The organism is Tissierella sp., assembly GCF_052089545.1.
Taxonomy (GTDB): domain Bacteria; phylum Bacillota; class Clostridia; order Tissierellales; family Tissierellaceae; genus Tissierella_A.
On the sequence record NZ_JBQDAA010000022.1, the window covers coordinates 1 to 19,907 of the forward strand.

19 protein-coding genes are annotated in these 19,907 nt (G+C 29.1%); all 19 read right to left on the reverse strand.

The features are described 5' to 3' along the window. On the reverse strand, positions 1-693 hold a 693-nt coding region (gene nusA, locus ACTHW2_RS03185), incomplete at its 3' end, for a transcription termination/antitermination protein NusA (RefSeq protein WP_442262284.1). Between the two features lie 10 nt (positions 694-703). Then, on the reverse strand, positions 704-1,150 hold the full coding sequence (gene rimP / locus ACTHW2_RS03190) for a ribosome maturation factor RimP (protein ID WP_442262285.1): 447 nt from the start codon (positions 1,148-1,150) through the stop codon (positions 704-706). 131 nt (positions 1,151-1,281) lie between these two features. After that, the gene (locus ACTHW2_RS03195) at positions 1,282-5,535 is read right to left on the reverse strand and encodes a PolC-type DNA polymerase III (RefSeq protein ID WP_442262286.1); all 4,254 of its coding nucleotides are present in this window, start codon (positions 5,533-5,535) and stop codon (positions 1,282-1,284) included. Positions 5,536-5,576: 41 nt separating this feature from the next. Continuing rightward, entirely contained in the window at positions 5,577-6,623 is a 1,047-nt protein-coding gene (gene ispG / locus ACTHW2_RS03200) for a flavodoxin-dependent (E)-4-hydroxy-3-methylbut-2-enyl-diphosphate synthase (RefSeq protein ID WP_442262287.1), read from the reverse strand. Between the two features lie 11 nt (positions 6,624-6,634). Next, positions 6,635-7,639: an RIP metalloprotease RseP gene (rseP, locus tag ACTHW2_RS03205; protein WP_442262288.1), complete on the reverse strand. Its 1,005-nt coding sequence runs from the start codon at positions 7,637-7,639 to the stop codon at positions 6,635-6,637. Positions 7,640-7,655: 16 nt separating this feature from the next. Then, complete coding sequence (locus ACTHW2_RS03210; protein WP_442262289.1) at positions 7,656-8,432, reverse strand: phosphatidate cytidylyltransferase; 777 nt, start codon at positions 8,430-8,432, stop codon at positions 7,656-7,658. Next, the gene (locus tag ACTHW2_RS03215; protein ID WP_442262290.1) at positions 8,433-9,179 is read right to left on the reverse strand and encodes an isoprenyl transferase; all 747 of its coding nucleotides are present in this window, start codon (positions 9,177-9,179) and stop codon (positions 8,433-8,435) included. It lies immediately after the preceding gene. Positions 9,180-9,228: 49 nt separating this feature from the next. Next, a complete protein-coding gene (frr, locus tag ACTHW2_RS03220) occupies positions 9,229-9,786 on the reverse strand; it encodes a ribosome recycling factor (protein WP_442262291.1) in 558 nt (185 codons plus the stop codon). 2 nt (positions 9,787-9,788) lie between these two features. Further along, positions 9,789-10,502, reverse strand: coding sequence for a UMP kinase (gene pyrH / locus ACTHW2_RS03225; protein WP_442262292.1), 714 nt, complete (start codon positions 10,500-10,502; stop codon positions 9,789-9,791). A 66-nt stretch (positions 10,503-10,568) separates the two neighbouring features. Continuing rightward, a complete protein-coding gene (gene tsf, locus ACTHW2_RS03230; protein ID WP_442262293.1) occupies positions 10,569-11,216 on the reverse strand; it encodes a translation elongation factor Ts in 648 nt (215 codons plus the stop codon). 73 nt (positions 11,217-11,289) lie between these two features. Next, positions 11,290-11,997 carry a 30S ribosomal protein S2 gene (rpsB, locus tag ACTHW2_RS03235; RefSeq protein ID WP_442262294.1) on the reverse strand — a complete coding sequence of 236 codons (708 nt, stop codon included), beginning with the start codon at positions 11,995-11,997 and terminating at the stop codon, positions 11,290-11,292. 189 nt (positions 11,998-12,186) lie between these two features. Next, entirely contained in the window at positions 12,187-12,966 is a 780-nt protein-coding gene (gene codY / locus ACTHW2_RS03240; RefSeq protein WP_442262295.1) for a GTP-sensing pleiotropic transcriptional regulator CodY, read from the reverse strand. 105 nt (positions 12,967-13,071) lie between these two features. Further along, positions 13,072-15,174, reverse strand: coding sequence for a type I DNA topoisomerase (gene topA / locus ACTHW2_RS03245; protein WP_442262296.1), 2,103 nt, complete (start codon positions 15,172-15,174; stop codon positions 13,072-13,074). 17 nt (positions 15,175-15,191) lie between these two features. Next, positions 15,192-16,295, reverse strand: a complete 1,104-nt coding sequence (gene dprA / locus ACTHW2_RS03250; RefSeq protein ID WP_442262297.1) for a DNA-processing protein DprA — start codon at positions 16,293-16,295, stop codon at positions 15,192-15,194. Positions 16,296-16,300: 5 nt separating this feature from the next. Then, positions 16,301-17,827, reverse strand: coding sequence for a YifB family Mg chelatase-like AAA ATPase (locus tag ACTHW2_RS03255; protein ID WP_442262298.1), 1,527 nt, complete (start codon positions 17,825-17,827; stop codon positions 16,301-16,303). Positions 17,828-17,862: 35 nt separating this feature from the next. Further along, on the reverse strand, positions 17,863-18,219 hold the full coding sequence (locus ACTHW2_RS03260) for a YraN family protein (RefSeq protein ID WP_442262299.1): 357 nt from the start codon (positions 18,217-18,219) through the stop codon (positions 17,863-17,865). A gap of 13 nt (positions 18,220-18,232) precedes the next feature. Further along, a complete protein-coding gene (locus tag ACTHW2_RS03265; RefSeq protein WP_442262300.1) occupies positions 18,233-18,841 on the reverse strand; it encodes a ribonuclease HII in 609 nt (202 codons plus the stop codon). Next, the gene (gene ylqF / locus ACTHW2_RS03270) at positions 18,834-19,697 is read right to left on the reverse strand and encodes a ribosome biogenesis GTPase YlqF (protein WP_442262301.1); all 864 of its coding nucleotides are present in this window, start codon (positions 19,695-19,697) and stop codon (positions 18,834-18,836) included. The genes ACTHW2_RS03265 and ylqF overlap by 8 nt, the downstream gene beginning before the upstream one ends. A 54-nt stretch (positions 19,698-19,751) precedes the next feature. Beyond that, the coding region (locus ACTHW2_RS03275; RefSeq protein WP_442262302.1) for a 50S ribosomal protein L19 at positions 19,752-19,907 on the reverse strand (156 nt) is incomplete at its 5' end.

The following is a 19,907-nucleotide window of genomic DNA, read 5'->3' on the forward strand; positions in this document are numbered from 1 at the left end:
AGAGCCTGCTTCCCTAGAAATAGAATATATTTCCACTATTCCATTATTTATTTCTGGAACTTCTAATTCAAAAAGTCTTTTTACTAAATTGGGATGAGACCTAGATAGTATTATCTGAGGTCCCTTCGTAGTTTTTTTCACCTCTACAACTAATAATTTAAGTCTATCTGATTGTTCATAAGTTTCACCTTCAATTTGTTCAGTTGGTGGTAAAACTCCCTCAGTTTTCCCCAAATCAATAAAGACATTATTTTTAGATATTCTTTGAATCATGCCCGTTATTATTTCATTTTCTCTATTAATAAACTCATCATATATAACGTCTCTTTCTGCATCTTTTATTCTTTGTATTACTACTTGCTTTGCAGTTTGTGCAGCTATTCTTCCAAAGTCTTTTGGAGTTATCTCAAGCCTTAAAACATCTCCAATCTCATATAATTTATCTATTTCTTTAGCTTTATCCAAGCTTATCTGCAAATATTCATCTTCTACTTTTTCTACAACGTCTTTTATTGCATAGACCTTAGTCTTTCCTGTTTCTTTATTTATTTCTACTACAACATTTTGAGAAGCACCAAAGTTTTTCTTATAGCTTGATATAAGTGCTGATTCCAATGCCTCATATATTATATCTACAGATACACCTTTTTCTTTTTCTATTTCATGTAAGGCATTAATAAAATCTTGATTCATAAATATCCTCCTAAAATTTAATACTTAATTTTATAAGAGAAATATATTCTCTTGGTATTTCGATACTGCTTTCATTTTGTTCTATCAAAATTTCTTTTTCAGAATAGCTAGATAATTCTCCTTCATAACTTTTTTTATTTTCAAATGGTCTGTATAACCTCAATTCAACATCTTTTCCTAAGTTTCTTTTTAAATCTTTATCTGTTTTAAGAGGCCTATCAAGACCAGGAGATGATACTTCTAAATAATATTCACCTTTTATTGGATCCTTTTTATCTAGTTTTTCACTCAATCTTTCACTCATGCTTTGACAATCATCTAAGGTTACTCCATCAGTTTTGTCAATAAATATTTTAAGAAAATAGTTTCCCATTTCTTTGACATATTCTATATCTACTAATTCATAACCTAATTCTTCTACAATCTCTTCGCTCATTTCATTTACTATATTAAGCATTTGTTTTTTATTTATTTAAAACACCTCCGAATTAAAAAATCTATAAAAAATCAAGAGTGGGCTACCCCACTCTTCTCTAAAGAAATCCTGTCTAATATTCACTATAATCATACCATGTAAATCTGTAAAAATCAAATGCTAAAAAGGCTAATTTGATTACTTTCAGGCAAATTTGCTAGACATCCATGTTCAGTCAGTGCATCTATTACAGTTCGACTAACTTTCCCTCTTTTAACTAAGTCTTCAATAGATATAAATTTAGTTATTGATCTTTCTTCAACAATCTTTTTAGCTGCATTTTCTCCAACACCATCTAAACCTTTAAGAGGTGGAATTATACCATTTTCTCCTATTAGAAACTTGTCACTATCTGAATCATAAAGATCTACATTTTGAAATTTAAATCCTCTTGCATACATCTCCCTTACGACTTCAAGTACTGTTAGCAAGTTTTTTTCTTTAGCCGTAGCATCATTTCCTAAAGACTCTATTTCTTCTATTTTCCTATTTACAGAACTTGGACCTTCTAAAATCAACTGTGCATCAAAATCTGCAGCCTTTGTAGTAAAAAAAGTCGCGTAAAAAGCTTCTGGATAGTAAACCTTAAAATAAGCTATTCTAAAAGACATCATCACATATGCAACAGCATGAGCCTTTGGGAACATGTATTTTATTTTATTACATGAATCTATATACCAACTAGGAAGATTTAAAGATTTCATTTCTTTTTCTTCTTCTTCAGTAAGCCCCTTCCCTTTTCTTACATGCTCCATAATCCAAAAAGCTTTTTTCTTATCTATTCCAGCATTTATTAATGTAAGCATAATATCCTCTCTAGTAGATATAACTTCAGGAAGAGTAGCAATTTTATCTTTTACTAAATTTTGAGCATTATTAACCCATACATCTGTACCGTGTGATAATCCGCTTATCCTTACAAGTTCTGAAAATGTGGTAGGTTGAGTTGCAATTAACATTTGTCTTACAAATTTGGTTCCAAACTCTGGTATACCAAGAGTTCCTACTTTAGAATTTATATCTTTTTCTTCTATTCCTAGTGGTTCTATACTATGAAATAATTGCATAGTAGCTTTTTCGTCCAGTGCTATACTTGTAGGATCTATTCCTGTTATATCTTCTAACATTTTTATTATGGTAGGAACATCATGACCTAATATATCTAATTTTAATATATTACTACTTATAGCGTTGTAATCAAAGTGTGTTGTTATAACACCTGATTTTTTATCATTAGCTGGATATTGTATGGGAGTAAAATCTAAGATATCTTTATGTTTCGGAACAATCATTACTCCGCCTGGATGTTGACCGGAACTTCTTTTTATACCTGTGCACCCTTTTACTAAACGATTTATTTCGGCTGGATTTACGAATAGTTCCTTTTGTTCAAAATATTTTTTAACAAATCCATATGCTGTTTTATCTGCAATTGTACCAATGGTTCCAGCCCTAAATACATAGCCTTCTCCAAATAAATCTTCTGTATATTGATGAGCTTTTGGCTGATATTCTCCAGCAAAGTTTAAATCTATATCTGGTTCTTTATCCCCCTCAAATCCTAGGAATACTTCAAACGGTATATCTTGACCATCTTTATTTAAGAACGTTCCGCAATTTGGACAATTTTTATCAGGCAAATCTGAACCAGAGGCAATATCGCCTCCTTCAAAAAATTCACTTAACTGACATTTCGGACAAATATAATGGGGTTCTAGAGGATTTACTTCAGTTATACCACTCATAGTAGCTACAAAAGAAGAACCTACAGATCCACGTGATCCTACTAAATATCCATCTTCTAAAGATTTCCATACTAACTTTTGAGATATTATATACATAACGGCATAACCATTTTCAATAATAGATCCTAATTCTTTACATAATCTTTTTTCTACTATTTCAGGTAATGGGTCACCATAAATTTCATACGCTTTATTATAAGTTATTTTCTGAAGTTCCTCTTCTGATCCCTCTATTATAGGAGGGAAAGTACCAGATGGTATTGGTTGTATGTCTTCTATCATATCATTTACTAAATTGGTATTTTTTATAACTACCTCATAAGCTTTATCCTTACCAAGGTAACTAAACTCTTTTATCATTTCTTCAGTAGTCTTGAAATATAGGGGAGGCTGATCATCCGCATCCGAAAAACCTTGCCCAGTCATAAGTATTCTTCTATAAACCTCATCTTCAGGATTTAGAAAGTGAACATCACCAGTTGCTACTACTAATTTATTATATTTTTTACCTAAATCATATATTTTTTTATTTAATTTCTGTAGTTGTTCATAGTTTTTAACTAAACCATTTCTAAGCAAATGTTTATTATTATCTAATGGTTGAATTTCTAAATAATCATAAAAATTAATAATGTTTCTGATTTCTGAATAGCTTTTATTAGATAAAAGTCCTTTAAACAGTTCTCCACTTTCACAAGCACTACCTATTAATAGTCCTTCTCTATTTTTATCTAAGAGAGATTTAGATATTCTAGGTCTTCTGTGAAAATATTTTATATGAGAATCTGAGACCAAACTATATAAGTTTTTTAATCCGGTTAGATTTTTAGCTAATATTGTTACATGATACACACTATCTTTAGTTATATCTTTATTTGTATTTAAATTATTTACAGAATGTAAATCTTTTATTCCTTTTTCCTCTAATAATTCCATAATCTTTAAAAATATATCTTTTGTAGCTTTAGCATCATCAACAGCCCTATGATGGTTATCTAAATTTACATCAAGATGCTTAGCTAAAGTATTTAGCTTATGATTTTTCAAATCAGTAAACACAGCACGTGAAAGTTCCAAGGTATCTAAAATAGGATTTGATAAAGTTAAGTTTGCTTTTTTAAAATTTTCTCTAATAAATCCTACATCACAACTAGCATTATGAGCCACTAGTATACTATTTTCTATAAAATCAGAAAATGTTGGAACAACATTTTCTATAGTAGGTTTATCTTCTACCATAGTATCTGTAATTCCCGTTAATTTAGTTATAAATTCTGGAATAGGTCTTTCAGGATTTATCAATTGACTAAATCTATCTATTACTTTACCTTCCTTAACTTTTATAGCGCCTATTTCAGTTATTGAATCATTTATTGCAGATAAACCCGTAGTTTCTATATCAAATATTACAAATCCATCATATTCTTTATTAAATTCAAGATCTGATATTATTTTCTTTTCATCATTTACTAGATAGCCCTCCAGACCATATAATACTTTTATACCTATTTTCTGACTTATATCCATAGCCTCCGGAAAAGCTTGAACCACTCCGTGGTCTGTTACTGCAACTGCACTATGGCCCCATTTATGAGCTTGGTTTATAAGTTTTTTTACATTAGCAATTCCATCCATAGAACTCATCTGAGTATGGAGGTGAAGTTCTACTCTTTTTTCAATAGAATTATCCATTCTTTCTATTTTAGGTAATGGTCTTAAAGATTTTAACATTACTACTTGACTTCTAGAAAAATTATCATATACAACATCCCCTTGTAATAATACAAACATTTCTTCTTCTAAATTGTTTAATAGTTTATTTCCTTCATCTTCCTTTAAAAAGACTTTTACTAAAGTAGAATCTTTTTTATCAGTTATATAAAAGGTTATAATTAACTTATTTCCTCTAATTTCTTTAGAATTAATATCAAAAATTTCTCCTTTTATAATACACGTTCCAGTTTGAAGGTTTATTTCACTTATATTTAAACTTTCTCCCTTAATTTCTTTTCCAAAAGAATAATTTTTAGAAGGTGAGTTTACTCTTTTTTTAGAAGTTGTTACACTAGAGTTTTCTAAAATAGTTTTAGATATTATTTTTTCTTCATCAAGTTTGTTTTCTAAAAATTTATTATTATATATATTGCATACATTTTTACTTGTTTCTAAATTGAGATTTAATTCATGTTTTATTTTTGTCTTAAGTTTATCCATAATACCTTGTCTTTGCAAAGTTGAAAAGGACATATCATTTGGAAACTCTAATAATAATTTATCTTTATCAAAATCATAGCTTAATTCTTCAATCCATGACAAACTTGAAGGAATTAAGCTACTTATATAGTCTTTTATGTTTTTTATATATTTATTTTGGTTTTCTATAGATTTTATATCTATTTTAAATTCAATACTTATAAATGTTTTTAATTTTTCGAAAGATTTTTCAAAGTATTTTTTTATTCCATTTAAATTTTCAACACTTATTATCTCTGAAGATTCTAAATTTATAAAAAGCTTCATCTCTTTTGTAGAAATTTTTATATCTTTTATTTCTATAGGCACACTCACAAGATGAGCATATTTTTCTTCTTTTATAACTTCCTTTAATCTAATTTTTTTCATATAGGAAAATCCTCCTATCTAAGGTACATCAATATTTTTTACTATATTTTTTCTATTTCTTTAACAAGTTCATTTAAAAGATCTTCTTCCTTAACCTTTTTAATAATTTTTCCTTTGCTAAATATAAGACCTTCCCCATTTCCACCAGCAATCCCAATATCAGCTTCTTTAGCTTCACCTGGTCCATTTACAGGGCATCCCATTATAGCTACTTTTATGTTTTTATTTATATCTTCTAGTTTTTTTTCTGCTTCTTTAACAATATTTATTAAATCTATTTTAGTTCTTCCACATGTTGGGCATGATATCAATTCTAAACCACCTTTTAAGAGCCCGAGTGACCTTAATATCTCCTTACCTACTCTAATCTCTTCCACGGGATCATCTGTAAGGGAAACTCTTATAGTATCACCAATCCCCATTGCAAGTAAAGCACCTATCCCTACCGAAGACTTTATAGTACCTTTCATACCTGGCCCTGCTTCTGTGATTCCCAAATGAAGAGGATAATTTCTTATTTCACTCATTTTTTTATAAGATTTTATAGAAAGTTGTACATTGCTTGCTTTTAAAGAAATTTTAATATCTCTAAAATCTAATTCCTCTAAAAGTTTTATTTGTTCTAGTGCGCTTTCAACCATAGAGTCTTCATTCACACCACTATACTTTTCAAGATAATCTTTTTTTATGGATCCAGAATTTACTCCTATCCTTATAGATATACCTTTTGCTTTACATGCATCTACAATTTTCTTAACCTTATCTAAACTTCCTATATTTCCTGGATTTATCCTAAGACCGTCCACACCAAATTTTATAGATTCTAATGCAAGTCTATAGTCATATTGAATATCTGCTATTATTGGTATATTAATATTTTCTTTTATAATTTTTATAGCTCTAGCATCTTCATTGTCTGAAATAGCCATTCTTATAATATCGCAACCTGCATTTTCAAGTATTTTTATTTGATTTATAGTCGCTTCAGTATCTTTAGTAATAGTATTTGTCATAGATTGTATAGTTATAGGATTAGCTCCACCTATTAACTTATTACCAACCCTTATAACTCTTGTTTTTTTTCTCATATTAACCACCTTTAAAAAATATTGATTCTGATTAAATCCTTATAGGTTACTACAATCATAAGTCCGATCAATAAAAAGAAACCAACTACATGAACTAAATTTTCTTTTTCAGCATCTATAGGTTTTCCTCTTATAAGTTCTATCAATAAAAAAACTAATCTACTGCCATCCAAAGCTGGTATAGGTAATAGATTAAAAAACCCTAAATTTACACTTATAAAACCTAATATAAGTAAAAGATCTGTAAAACCCATTTTAGCTGCCTCACCTACTACACTTATAACTCCAACTGGTCCAGACAAATCATTGGTAGACACTTTTCCTCTAAAAGCCATTTTGACAAAATCAAACATTGCCTTTAAAAACATACCTGTCTTTTGAAATCCACCTTTAATTGCTGAGCTAAAAGATCTTTCTACTTTAGTTTCTATACCTATAACAGTTCTTTCATTTTCTATAATTGGAGTTACAGTTAAATCAATTTCCTTATTATCCCTTGATACATTAATTTCGAATAATTCTTTTTCATTTTTAGTCCCAATTTCATTTATAATATCTTGCCATGTATCAACACTTTTGCCATCTATAGATGTTATCTTATCACCTTTTAATATTCCTGCTACTTCTGCAGGAGAATTTTTTGTTGTTCCTTCTATCGTAGTTGTGGGCATACCAGCGTTAAAAGATACAATAGATAGCACTACTATGGCTAAAACAAAATTCATAAAGGCACCTGCTGCTATTACCCCCATTCTGGATAGTACTGGCGCACTATTGAAACTTCTAGGATCATTAGAGTCTTCATCTTCACCTTCCATACTTACATATCCACCTATAGGAAGCACTCTTAAACTATATTTGGTTTCTCCTTTTTGTGTCTTAAAAATCGTAGGACCCATTCCAATAGCAAATTCATTTACTTTTATTCCAACCAGTTTTGCTACAGTAAAGTGCCCTAATTCATGCAGTAATATAACTAAAAGAAATACAAATATTGCTGCTATTGCTGTTTGCATAAATCCACCACCTTATTTAATTAAGAAAATAGCTTATATAATAATATATTATAGGCGTTGCTAGTATTATACTATCAAATCTATCTAGTATTCCACCATGACCAGGCATTATTTTACCATAGTCTTTTATTCCTGTTGTTCTTTTTATTTTAGATGCTATTAAATCTCCTATTTGCGAAAAGATGGAAACTATTATAGCAAGAATAGATAATAGATAAATAGAATCTTCTTTAGTAAAAAAAGAAAATATAATTGTAAGGAAAAGACTTCCTAAAACACCACCTATAGAGCCTTCTATAGTTTTATTTGGGCTAACCTCTGGCCATAACTTTCTTTTACCAAAATATTTACCACCTAAATAAGCAAAAGTGTCTGTTCCAAAAGAAATTATAAAAATAAGCCATATGTATATATTTCCTTCTAATAAATTCATATATGAAAATAAAAACGGAACATACAATATACCTAATATAGTAACACCTACATCTGATATAGATCTATTTTCATTAAATAAATATATTATTAAAATACTAATCAACGCAAACATTAAAATGAATATAATATCTATTTGAAATAAAAAATTACTTATATAGATTAAAAAAGTGCATATATATCCAATGTAATTTAGAGGATTATAGTCTATTTTTTTTAGAGCTTGGTAAAATTCTTTTAAGCCCATTAATGATATAATCAAAACACCAGTATTTAAATATATCTTTCCTTTGTTCACAATTATGATCAAAATAATTGTTCCTATTATTGCTGAAAAAATTCTTTTATATGTTTCTTTCAATTATAATCCCCCAAATCGTCTACTTCTCTTTTGAAAATCAAATATAGCCTCATAAAGATTAATCTCCTTAAAATCAGGCCACAATACATCAGAAAACCAAAATTCAGTATATGCTAATTGATATAGCATAAAATTACTAAGTCTTAATTCTCCACTAGGTCTTATTAGTAAATCTGGATCAGGCTGATTTTTAGTATAAAGATAAGTAGAGAAAATCTCAGGATTTAAGTCATCAATTTCTATCTTACCCATTTTATAATCTTTTAATAATTTTTTAATACTATTGATTATTTCATCTCTTCCCCCATAATTCAATGCAATATTCAAATTGATACCTTTATTATCACTAGTTTTTAAAACAGCTCTTCGAACTTCATTTTTTGCAGTAGAAGGAAGCTTAGAAATATCTCCAATAACATTAAGTTTTACATTATTTTCAATCAATTTATCTAACTCTTTTCTTATAAAACTGACTAATATGTTCATCAAATGATCTATCTCGTCTTTTGGTCTTTTCCAATTTTCGGTAGAGAATGCATATAAGGTTAAATATTTAATTCCAAGGTTACTACTAGATGTAACTGTTTCTATAACTCTTTTCATGCCTTCTTGATGTCCAAAGTATCTAGGTAATAATCTTTTTTTTGCCCATCTTCCATTTCCATCCATTATTATAGCGATATGTTTTGGGAGCTTTTCTAAATCAATTAATTCTAAATAATTTTTATTATCTGATTTAAGCTTCATAAATATGTCTCCTAACATTAAAAACCCCTTCTTATAAGAAGGGGTTTTGTTATATTTCTAATAACTCATCTTCTTTATTTTTTGTAATGGTGTCTATTTGTTCGATGAATTTATCTGTTATTTTTTGCATTTTATCTTCTGCTTGTCTTTTTTGATCTTCGTCTATTTCTTTATCTTTTTCCATTTTTTTAATTGTATCTATACCTTCACGTCTTAAGTTTCTAATCGAAACCTTTGCATTTTCACCATTTTTCTTTACGAGTTTTGAAAGATCTTTTCTTCTTTCTTCTGTAAGTCGAGGTATTTGAAGTCTAATTATTTTACCGTCATTAGTAGGATTTATTCCTAAATCTGATACAAGTATTGCTTTTTCTATAGCCTGTATCAAGCTTGGATCCCAAGGTTGTATAACAAGGAGTCTTGCCTCTGGTGCAGACAAGCTAGCAACCTGTACAAGTGGAGTCATTTGACCATAATAATCCACAGTGATTCTGTCTAAAAGACTAGTATTTGCTCTACCTGCTCTAATTGATTGTAATTCTTCCTTATAAACAGAAATAGTTTTTTCCATTCTATTTTCTGTTGTCTTATGAATATCTAAATCCATAATTAATCCTCCTTTACATGTGTACCTATTTTTTTTCCATTAATAACATCAATAATAGTACCAGTATCATCTATACCAAATACTATAAGCGGAATCTTATTGTCCATGCATAGTGAAGTAGCTGTTGAATCCATAACACCTAAACCTAAGTTTAAAATATCAATATATGTTAAATTTTCAAATTTTTTAGCTGAGCTATTTATTTTTGGATCAGAATCATATATGCCATCTACACCTTTTTTACCTACTAATATTACATCTGCCTCTATTTCTGCAGCTCTTAAAGCAGCAGTTGTATCAGTAGAAAAGTATGGGTTCCCAGTTCCTGCCGCGAATATAACTACTCTTTTCTTTTCTAAATGTCGAACTGCCCTTCTTCTAATATATGGTTCTGCAATTTGTTTCATATCAATAGCAGATTGAACCCTTGTAATAACATCTAGTTTTTCAAGTCCATCTTGTAGTGCCAGTGCATTCATAACAGTACCTAACATACCAATATGATCAGAGGTAGTTCTGTCCATCTCTTTTGAATTTGCACCTCTCCAAAAATTTCCTCCTCCAACAACTATTGAAATCTCAACACCTACTTTTTGAATTTCTTTTATCTCTTTAGCAATTCTCATAATAGTATCTGTATCTATTCCTGATCCTTTTTTTCCAGCTAATGCTTCCCCACTTAATTTTAAAACTACCCTTTTATATATAGGGTTCATCTAACACACTCCTTATGTAAGGTTGTTTTATATTTAAAAGGAGAACAATTAATGTCCCCCTATTTATTAGTTACCCATCTGCTTTGCTACTTCATCTGCAAAATTTTCATCTTTTTTCTCTAAACCTTCTCCAACTTCAAATCTAGCAAATCTTCTAATTTTGATGTTTTCTCCAATTGTAGCAATCTGCTCATGTAATACATCTTTTATTTTCATATTAGAATCTTTTATAAAGTTTTGTTCCATTAAACAAATCTCTTCATAAAATTTTCCTAATCTACCTTCTACCATCTTTCGAGCTATATGTTCAGGCTTTCCTTCATTTATAGCTTGTTGAGTTAATACATGTCTTTCTCTTTCAACGGTATCTTCAGGAACATCTTCCTTAGCTACATATTGAGGGTTTGCAGCTGCTACTTGCATAGCCATATCTCTTACAAAGCTTTTAAACTCATCTGTTTTAGCTACAAAATCAGTTTCAGCATTTACTTCTATCAATACACCTATTCTTCCACCATGTATATATGAATCAACTAATCCTTCTGATGCTATTCTGCCTGCTTTTTTAGATGCAGATGCAAGTCCTTTTTCTCTTAGTAAATCTACTGCTTTTTCTAAATTACCTTCAGTTTTAACTAGAACATTTTTACAATCTAGCATTCCAGCTCCTGTTTTTTCTCTAAGCTCTTTAACTAATGATGCTGTTATTTTCATAATTAATATCTCCTCCAATTGTTAAAAATGGTAAGTGCCTAAATAAATATACTTAGACTCTTACCTTTTATGTTTACTCTTCTACAGATTCTATTTGTTCTCCTTGTTTTCCTTCAAGAACTGCATTAGCCATTGTCTCAGTTAATAATTTAACTGCTCTTATAGCATCATCGTTACCAGGAATGACAAAATCAATTTCATCTGGATCACAATTTGTATCAACTATAGATACAACGGGTATTCCAAGTATATGTGCTTCCTTAACAGCTATTCTTTCTTTTTTTGGATCAACTATGAATAAAACATCTGGTATTTTATTCATGTTTTTAATTCCACCTAAGAATTTTTCTAGCCTATCTTCTTCATGTTTTAAGTTAATAACTTCTTTTTTTGGTAGAAGATCAAATATACCTTCTTCTTCCATTTTAGCTAATTCATGTAGTCTATCAATTCTCTTTTTAATAGTTTTGTAGTTTGTTAACATGCCACCCAACCATCTTTGATTTATAAAATGCATACCACATCTTTTAGCTTCTGATTCAATAGCTTCTTGAGCTTGTTTTTTAGTTCCTACAAAAAGAACTTCTCCACCATCTGCTGCAATATCTCTCACGAAATTATAAGCAGTTTCTACTTTTTTAACTGTTTTTTGTAAGTCAATAATGTAGATCCCATTTCTCTCAGTAAATATATACGGTGCCATTTTAGGATTCCATCTTCTAGTTTGATGTCCAAAATGTACTCCTGATTCTAGTAGACCTTTCATTGTAATTACTGACATACGACCACCTCCAAGTTTTTTCTTCCACTCTCATCATCTATTGAAGTACCCATAGTGGGACTTACTCCTAATATTAAAGAGTGTGTATAATTACTATAAATACTATTATAGCACAATTACTATAATAGTATAACATACAGCAATCTTAAAATCAATATTTAACTTCTAACATAATCAAATAGTTTTTTACTATTTTGTAGCTTTATCTAGTTCTTCGTTAAGCTTATCATTGAGAATCCTTATATGTGTCCCCTTCATTCCAAGAGATCTAGATTCTATAACTCCAGCACTTTCAAACTTTCTTAAGGCATTTACTATTACTGAGCGTGTGATACCTACTTTGTCTGCAATTTTACTTGCAACTAGAAGTCCTTCAGTTCCATCTAATTCATTGAAAATATGTTCCATGGCCTCAAGCTCTGAATAAGATAAAGTACCAATAGCCATTTGTACTACTGATTTTTTTCTAGCTTCTTCTTCTATTTCTTCACTTTTAGATCTCAAGATTTCCATACCAACTATTGTTGAGCTATACTCAGATAGTATTAAATCTTCCTCTAAAAATCTCTTACCAAATCTAGCAAGGACCAAGGTACCTAATCGCTTACCACCACTTATGATAGGTATAATTGTTGATATTTTGTTATCTTGATGTTTACATGATGAGTCTTTAAATATACATATTTCAGATTCATCTATATTTTCTTTAGATTCTGTAATTGATAAAAGGTTATCATTGTAATCTTTAGGAAAAGCTTGGTTCTTTTCTACCTCATCTTGAACTACATCACATTCAAAGTCCTCAGATAACTGATATCCTAGTATCCTTCCTTTTTTACTAGCTACATAAACATTTGCATCTAATATTTCACTCAGTTTTTTACTTAACTCTAAAAAAGATACTGGATCCGATCCATAATTCTGTAATGTTCTATTTAGTTTCCTAGTTTTTTGTAATAATTGTTTCAAATTAATCCCTCCTTATTTAATAATATCGAATATATTTCAATTCTGAATATTCTCTATATACAGAATACTACATATTATAACAAATGTATACATTTATTATAATGTTTATTCTTTAACATATCCACACTCTTTATCACTACATTTAATAATAGTACCCTTTTTAGATCTTTTAATTACCATATATTTATTACATTTTGGACATTTCTCATTTACAGGTTCATCCCAAGATACGAAGTCACATTCTGGATATTTACTACATCCATAAAATACTCTTCCTTTTTTAGATTTTCTTTTTATTATTTCCCCTTCACATTTTGGACAATTTACTCCTATAGTCTCTATGATAGGTTTTGTGTTTTTACATTCAGGATATCCTGGACAAGCCATAAATTTACCATATCTTCCGGTCTTTATAACTAGATTCTTACCACATTTTTCACATATTACATCTGTTACTTCATCTTTAATTTCTATTTTATCAATCTCTTCTTCTGCTTTTATAAGCTCTTTATTAAAATCTTTATAAAAATCACTTACAATTTGTTTCCAAGGATATTTTCCTTCTTCAACTTCATCTAGTTTGTTTTCTAATTCAGCAGTAAATTTTTCATTTATGATTAAATCAAAATATTCAGTTAAAAGATCATTTACTAAAATACCTAGTTCTGTTGGAATAAAAGCTTTGTTATCTAAAACTACATAATTCCTAGCAAGTATAGTTCCAATTGTAGGAGCATAGGTACTAGGTCTTCCTATACCGAGTTCTTCCATAGTTTTGATTAAAGAAGCCTCTGTAAATCTAGGTGGTCCCTGAGTAAAGTGTTGATTTTCATTTATATCTTTTAAATTAAGTTTATCCCCTTTTTCTAAGTTTGGTATACTCATATCCTTATCTTTATTGTCTATATTTGCATAAACTCTTAAAAAACCATCAAAAATTAACTTTGATCCATTCCCTTTAAAGATATAGTTGTTATTTATTATATCTACACTTATAGTTTCATATCTAGCTGGAGACATTTGTGAGGCAGTAAACCTATTCCATATTAAATTATATAATTTAAATTGATCATTCGAAAGAAATGATTTGATATCCTTTGGAGTTCTTAAAACTCCAGTAGGTCTTATAGCTTCATGAGCATTCTGAGAACCTTTTTTCTTTTTTCCACTATAAGTCTTCCCCCCATTTGAGAATTCTTCTCCAATTCTTTCTATAATATAATCTTTAGATAAAGCAACCGCTGAATCAGATATTCTAGTAGAATCAGTTCTCATATATGTTATTAATCCAACTATTCCTTCTTTACCTATATCTATACCTTCATAAAGTTGCTGGGCAATACTCATAGTTTTTCTAGTTGTAAATCCAAGTCTACGTGAAGCATCTTGTTGCATAGTGCTAGTAGTGTATGGGCTATAAGGATTTCTCTTTCTTTTTCCTTTTTTAACATTATTTACTAAAAACTTATCCTTATCTAAATCTTTTATAATCTTATCTACATCTTTTTTTGTTTTTAATTCTATTTTATTTTCTTTATCGTCTACTAATTCTCCTATAAATTTAGCTTCGAAATCTTCTTTTCCTTTTTCTAATAAGGCAACTATACTCCAATACTCTTCAGGAGTAAACTCATCTATTTCTTCTTCTCTATCACAAATCAATTTGGTAGCTATAGATTGAACCCTACCAGCACTTAAGCCTTTCCTGATTTTCTTCCATAATAAAGGACTTATTTTGTAACCTACAATCCTATCTAATATTCTTCTAGCTTGTTGAGCATCAACTAGAGTTAAATCTAATGTTCTAGGGTTTTTTATTGCATTTTTTACAGACTCTTTAGTAATTTCATTAAATTCAACCCTCACTTTATCAGTAGGATCAATTTTCAAAATATAGGCTAAATGCCATGATATAGCTTCACCCTCTCTATCAGGGTCAGTAGCTAAATAAATTTTTTCTGCTTTTTTTGCTTCTTTTCTTAGTTCATTGATTATAGGGCCTTTTCCTCTAATATTTATATATTTAGGCTCGAAATTATCCTCAATATCTATACCCAAAGTACTCTTAGGTAAATCTCTTACATGTCCGACAGAAGCTAAAACTTTATAAGTTCTTCCAAGTATTTTTCCTATAGTTTTTGCTTTTGCTGGTGATTCTACAATCACTAATTTCTTTTTTTTCTTTGTTTTTTTTGTTTTTTTTGCCATAAATACACCTCCACATACTACACTAGGGCAAAAATTCTGCTTTCTAACTCTTTAACTAAACCCTTTAACTCTAAAATAGTCAGTATACTTGTTACATTTGAAATACTTATTCCTGTACGATATGAGATTATATCACAATGAGTAGGCTTTTGTCTTATTATTTCTATTATTTTTATTTCAGTTTCACTTAAATTAGTATAATCAATACTTTTTTTAGATAAATTTTTGTTAAGCTTATTGTTTTTTATATCTTCTATTTCCATTAATATATCATCTATATTTAAAAGGGGTATTGCTCCATCACTAATTAATTTATTAGTACCTTCACTATAAACACTATTTATGTTACCCGGAAGCGCAAAAACATCTTTTCCTTGCTCTAAAGCATGATATGCAGTTATAGATGTTCCAGATCTTTCTTTAGCTTCTATTACAATAAGTCCCAAAGAAAGTCCTGTTATTATCCTATTTCTTTGGGGGAAATTATACGGTAAAGGCGGCGTACCTGGTGGAAATTCAGTCAATATAGACCCATTATTAGAAATCTCTTTATAAAGAGATTCATTTCTTTTAGGATAGTATACATCTAAACCATTACCAAGTATACCGATTGTTCTCCCGCCTTCTTTTAAAGCTGTTTTATGAGCTATGGTATCAATCCCTAATGCTACACCACTTATAATTGTAACACCTAAATTTACAAGTTCTTTTGTAAATTTCTCACAAGCCCATACTCCATAAGAAGTTGCCTTTCTAGAACCTACAACAGCTATAGATAATATATCCTCAGGAATCATTTCACCCTTTTGGTATAGCACATATGGTTTATCATATATATTTATTAAACTTTCAGGATATTCTTTGTCTAATATAGTGATAATATTTATATCTGATTCATCAAGTTTTAATATTCTGTCCTTGATAAGATTTTTATCTCTATTTTTAAGAATCTTATTTAAAGTTTCTTTTCTAATGCCCTTTATATTTAATAATTGCCCAGAACTTATTTCTAATACTTCTCTTATATCATTAAAGAAACATTCTAATTTAAATATATTTTTATTTGATATTCCAATACTATTTAACCATATAAAAATATCCCTTTTACTTAAAGTATTCATAAATATTACCCCCAATATTTATTATTTAAGGTTCTATAGCTTATTGCTTCTAATATATGATTATCTTCAATATTATTCTCTTGATCTAAGTCAGCTATTGTTCTAGCTACTTTGATAATTTTATTGTAGGTTCTAGCACTAAATTTGTATTTTTCAAATGCCATTTTCATAATTTGTTCGGAACTTTTTTTAAGCAAACAATATTTTTCTACATCCCTGTTTTCTATTTGCGAATTGCTATATATTTTATTATTTTTAAATCTATCTAATTGAATTTGCTTTGATATATTTATTCTTTTTCTTATTATATCTGAAGAATCACTTTTACTATCTTCTTTAAGTTCATTATACTTTACTGGTTGAACTTCCATATGTATATCTATCCTATCTAGTAGAGGAAAACTTATCTTCCCTAGATATCGATCGATATCTCTTTGAGAACAAGTACATTCATGCAAAGGATCTCCATAATATCCACACGGACAAGGATTCATACTCGCAACAAACATGAATTTTGCAGGAAATGAGAGACTAGCATTTACTCTAGCAATATTTACAAGCTCATCTTCCATAGGTTGTCTCAAAACTTCTAATACATTTTTAGAAAACTCTGGCAATTCATCTAAAAACAAAACACCTTGATGAGCTAAAGAAACTTCTCCGGGTTTTGGAATTCTACCTCCACCGATAAGTGCAATGCTTGAACAGGTGTGATGTGGTGATCTAAATGGTCTTTGAGTAATTAATCTATGAGAAGATAAGAGTCCTGATATACTATATATCTTTGTAACTTCTATTGACTCTTCAAAACTCAGTTCAGGAAGTATGGTAGGTAATCTCTTTGCTGCCATAGTCTTACCTGACCCAGGTGGTCCAATAATAAGCATATTGTGAGAACCAGCTGCTGCTATTTCTAAGGCCCTTTTAAGTCCTTCTTGCCCTTTTATATCTGAAAAGTCCAAGTCATACATATCTATGGATTTACAAGCATCTGGTTTTTCGATAAATGGTTCTATTTCTATTTCCTCGTTTAAAAATTCTACGGCTTCTTTTAGGTTATGTATAGGTATTATTTCTAAGTCATTTATAAAACCGCATTCATTTTTATTATTATAAGGAATAATACATCTTTTTATATTCAACTCGCGCATAGAAATTATCATAGGAAGAACGCCGTCGATTTCGTTTATTTTTCCATCTAATGATAATTCACCTAAAAATATAGTATCACTAAAATCATTAGATTTTATTATTCCATTCGATAGTAATATACCTATAGCAATAGATAAATCAAGTTGTGAACCTTCTTTTTTAAGATTTGCAGGAACTAGATTTATAGTAATTCTGTTTAATGGAAACTCATAACCACTATTTTTTATTGCCGCTCTAACTCTTTCTTTAGATTCTTTAATTGATGCATCTGGAAGTCCTACAATATTAAAAACTGGCATTCCTCTAGCAAGATCAGTTTCAACCTCAATTATATGTCCATTTAGTCCTTGCAAAGTACAAGTATTTATTTTTGAATACATATTACCCCTCTTTTCTGAGAATGTATTTTTATTATTTAAAGACAAAATGCATTTTCAATATGATTAATATCTATAGTTTTTTCTAAATATACTTCTATAATATCATATCTTATCTGAATATTTTGTATTTGCTTATATTTCATATATAAATTTGATGTATTTATTATTTTTCTCTGTTTTTTAAAATTTACAGCTTCAAAAGCATAACCGAAGTTTTTGTTTGATCTAGTTTTTACTTCTATACAGACTATTATATCTTTATCTAAAGCAATTATATCAATTTCGCCTAATTTAGTAGTATAATTTAGTTCTAAAATTTTATATCCTTTAGATAAAATATAGTTTTTAGCTAAATTTTCTCCATATTTCCCCTTTGAAATATTAGTTTTCATAAATATTACCTCGCTATTTTATGATTCTTTTTAAAAAAGATTTACGATGTATATCAGTAACTCCTAGTGAATTTAATTTTTCTCTATGTTCTTTAGTTCCATATCCCTTATGCTGTTTTATATTGTAACCTGGAAATTGTTTTTCCCAATTAAGACAGAGTCTATCTCTATAAACCTTGGCTATTATAGAAGCACATGCAATACCATGAGACTTATCGTCTCCCTTTATTATTCCAGCTTGAGGTATATCCATATAGACAGTTTCAGCATCTACTAGGAGGTAATCTGGTGTGATAGGTTTACCACATTTATCAACTATATTTTCAACTGCCAATTTCATAGCAAGCCTTGTACTTTCTTTTATATTTATCTTATCTATAGTCTTGGAATTAACTCTTCCTATACCATATCCTATAGATTTTTCTATAATAATATCATACAAATAATCTCTTTTTTTAGAGCTCAATTTTTTAGAATCTTTTACTTCCTTTATTTTTAATCCTTTAGGAAGTATAATAGCACATGCAACTACATCTCCTAAAAGACAACCTCTTCCAACTTCATCTATACAAGCAATTGTTTTATATCCTTCTGAATAAAGTTCATCTTCAAAATCAATCATATATATCACTTTCCTCTGGAAGCTCTAATGTTATATTTCCTATCTTACCCTTCCTAAATTCATCTAATATTATAGTACTAACTTTAGTATAATCTATTAATCCTCCTTTAATTATGCAACCTCTTTTAGAACCTATTTCTTCCATTATTTCAAGCGAGGACTTGTTTTCTGTAGATATACTATATCTATTTTCTAAATTACTAGAAGCAAATTTAATAAGTTTTTTAATTAATTTTAAAGCTAGTGTTTCCACATCTAATATCTCATCTTTAATAGATCCCACAAAAGCTAAATTTAATCCTACTTTTTCATCTTCAAATTTAGGCCAAAGTATTCCTGGAGTATCTAAAAGTTCTAGTCCTTTTTTTGTTTTAATCCATTGATTCATCTTAGTAATACCCGGTTTATTACCAATTTTAGCTCCTTTTTTTCCAGCCAGACTGTTTATAAGAGTAGATTTTCCTACATTGGGAATCCCTAGTATCATAGCTTTAATAGGCTTATTTTTAACTCCTTTTTTAAGATATGAATTTCTTTTGTCTTTAGTTTTTTCTAAAGACAAAGAGATAAGTTTATCTATACCTTTTCCTGACATTGAGTTCATAAATATAGTAGATATTTCTTTTGTTTGATAATAATCTTTCCATATTTTATTATATTTATCATTAGATAAATCTGATTTATTTAATATTTTTATTCTGGGTTTATCTTTAACAATTTCATCTACTATTGGATTCTGACTGCTCAATGGAATTCTAGCATCTAAAAGTTCATATACTATCTCAACCATCGAGATATTCTTTTGTAAAGATTCTTTCGTTTTTTTCATATGACCCGGATACCAATTAATATTCATATTTTACCACCCTTTAAATATATAAAAATTGGGACTATATAGTCCCAATTCCAATTAATATATTTTCTTTTCTTTAATTTTTGATGACTTTCCTTGTCTTTCTCTTAAGTAAAATAGTTTAGCTCTTCTAGCTTTACCTTTTCTAGCAACAACAAGTTTATCTATTCTTGGTGAATTTAATGGAAATGTTCTTTCCACTCCAATACCATA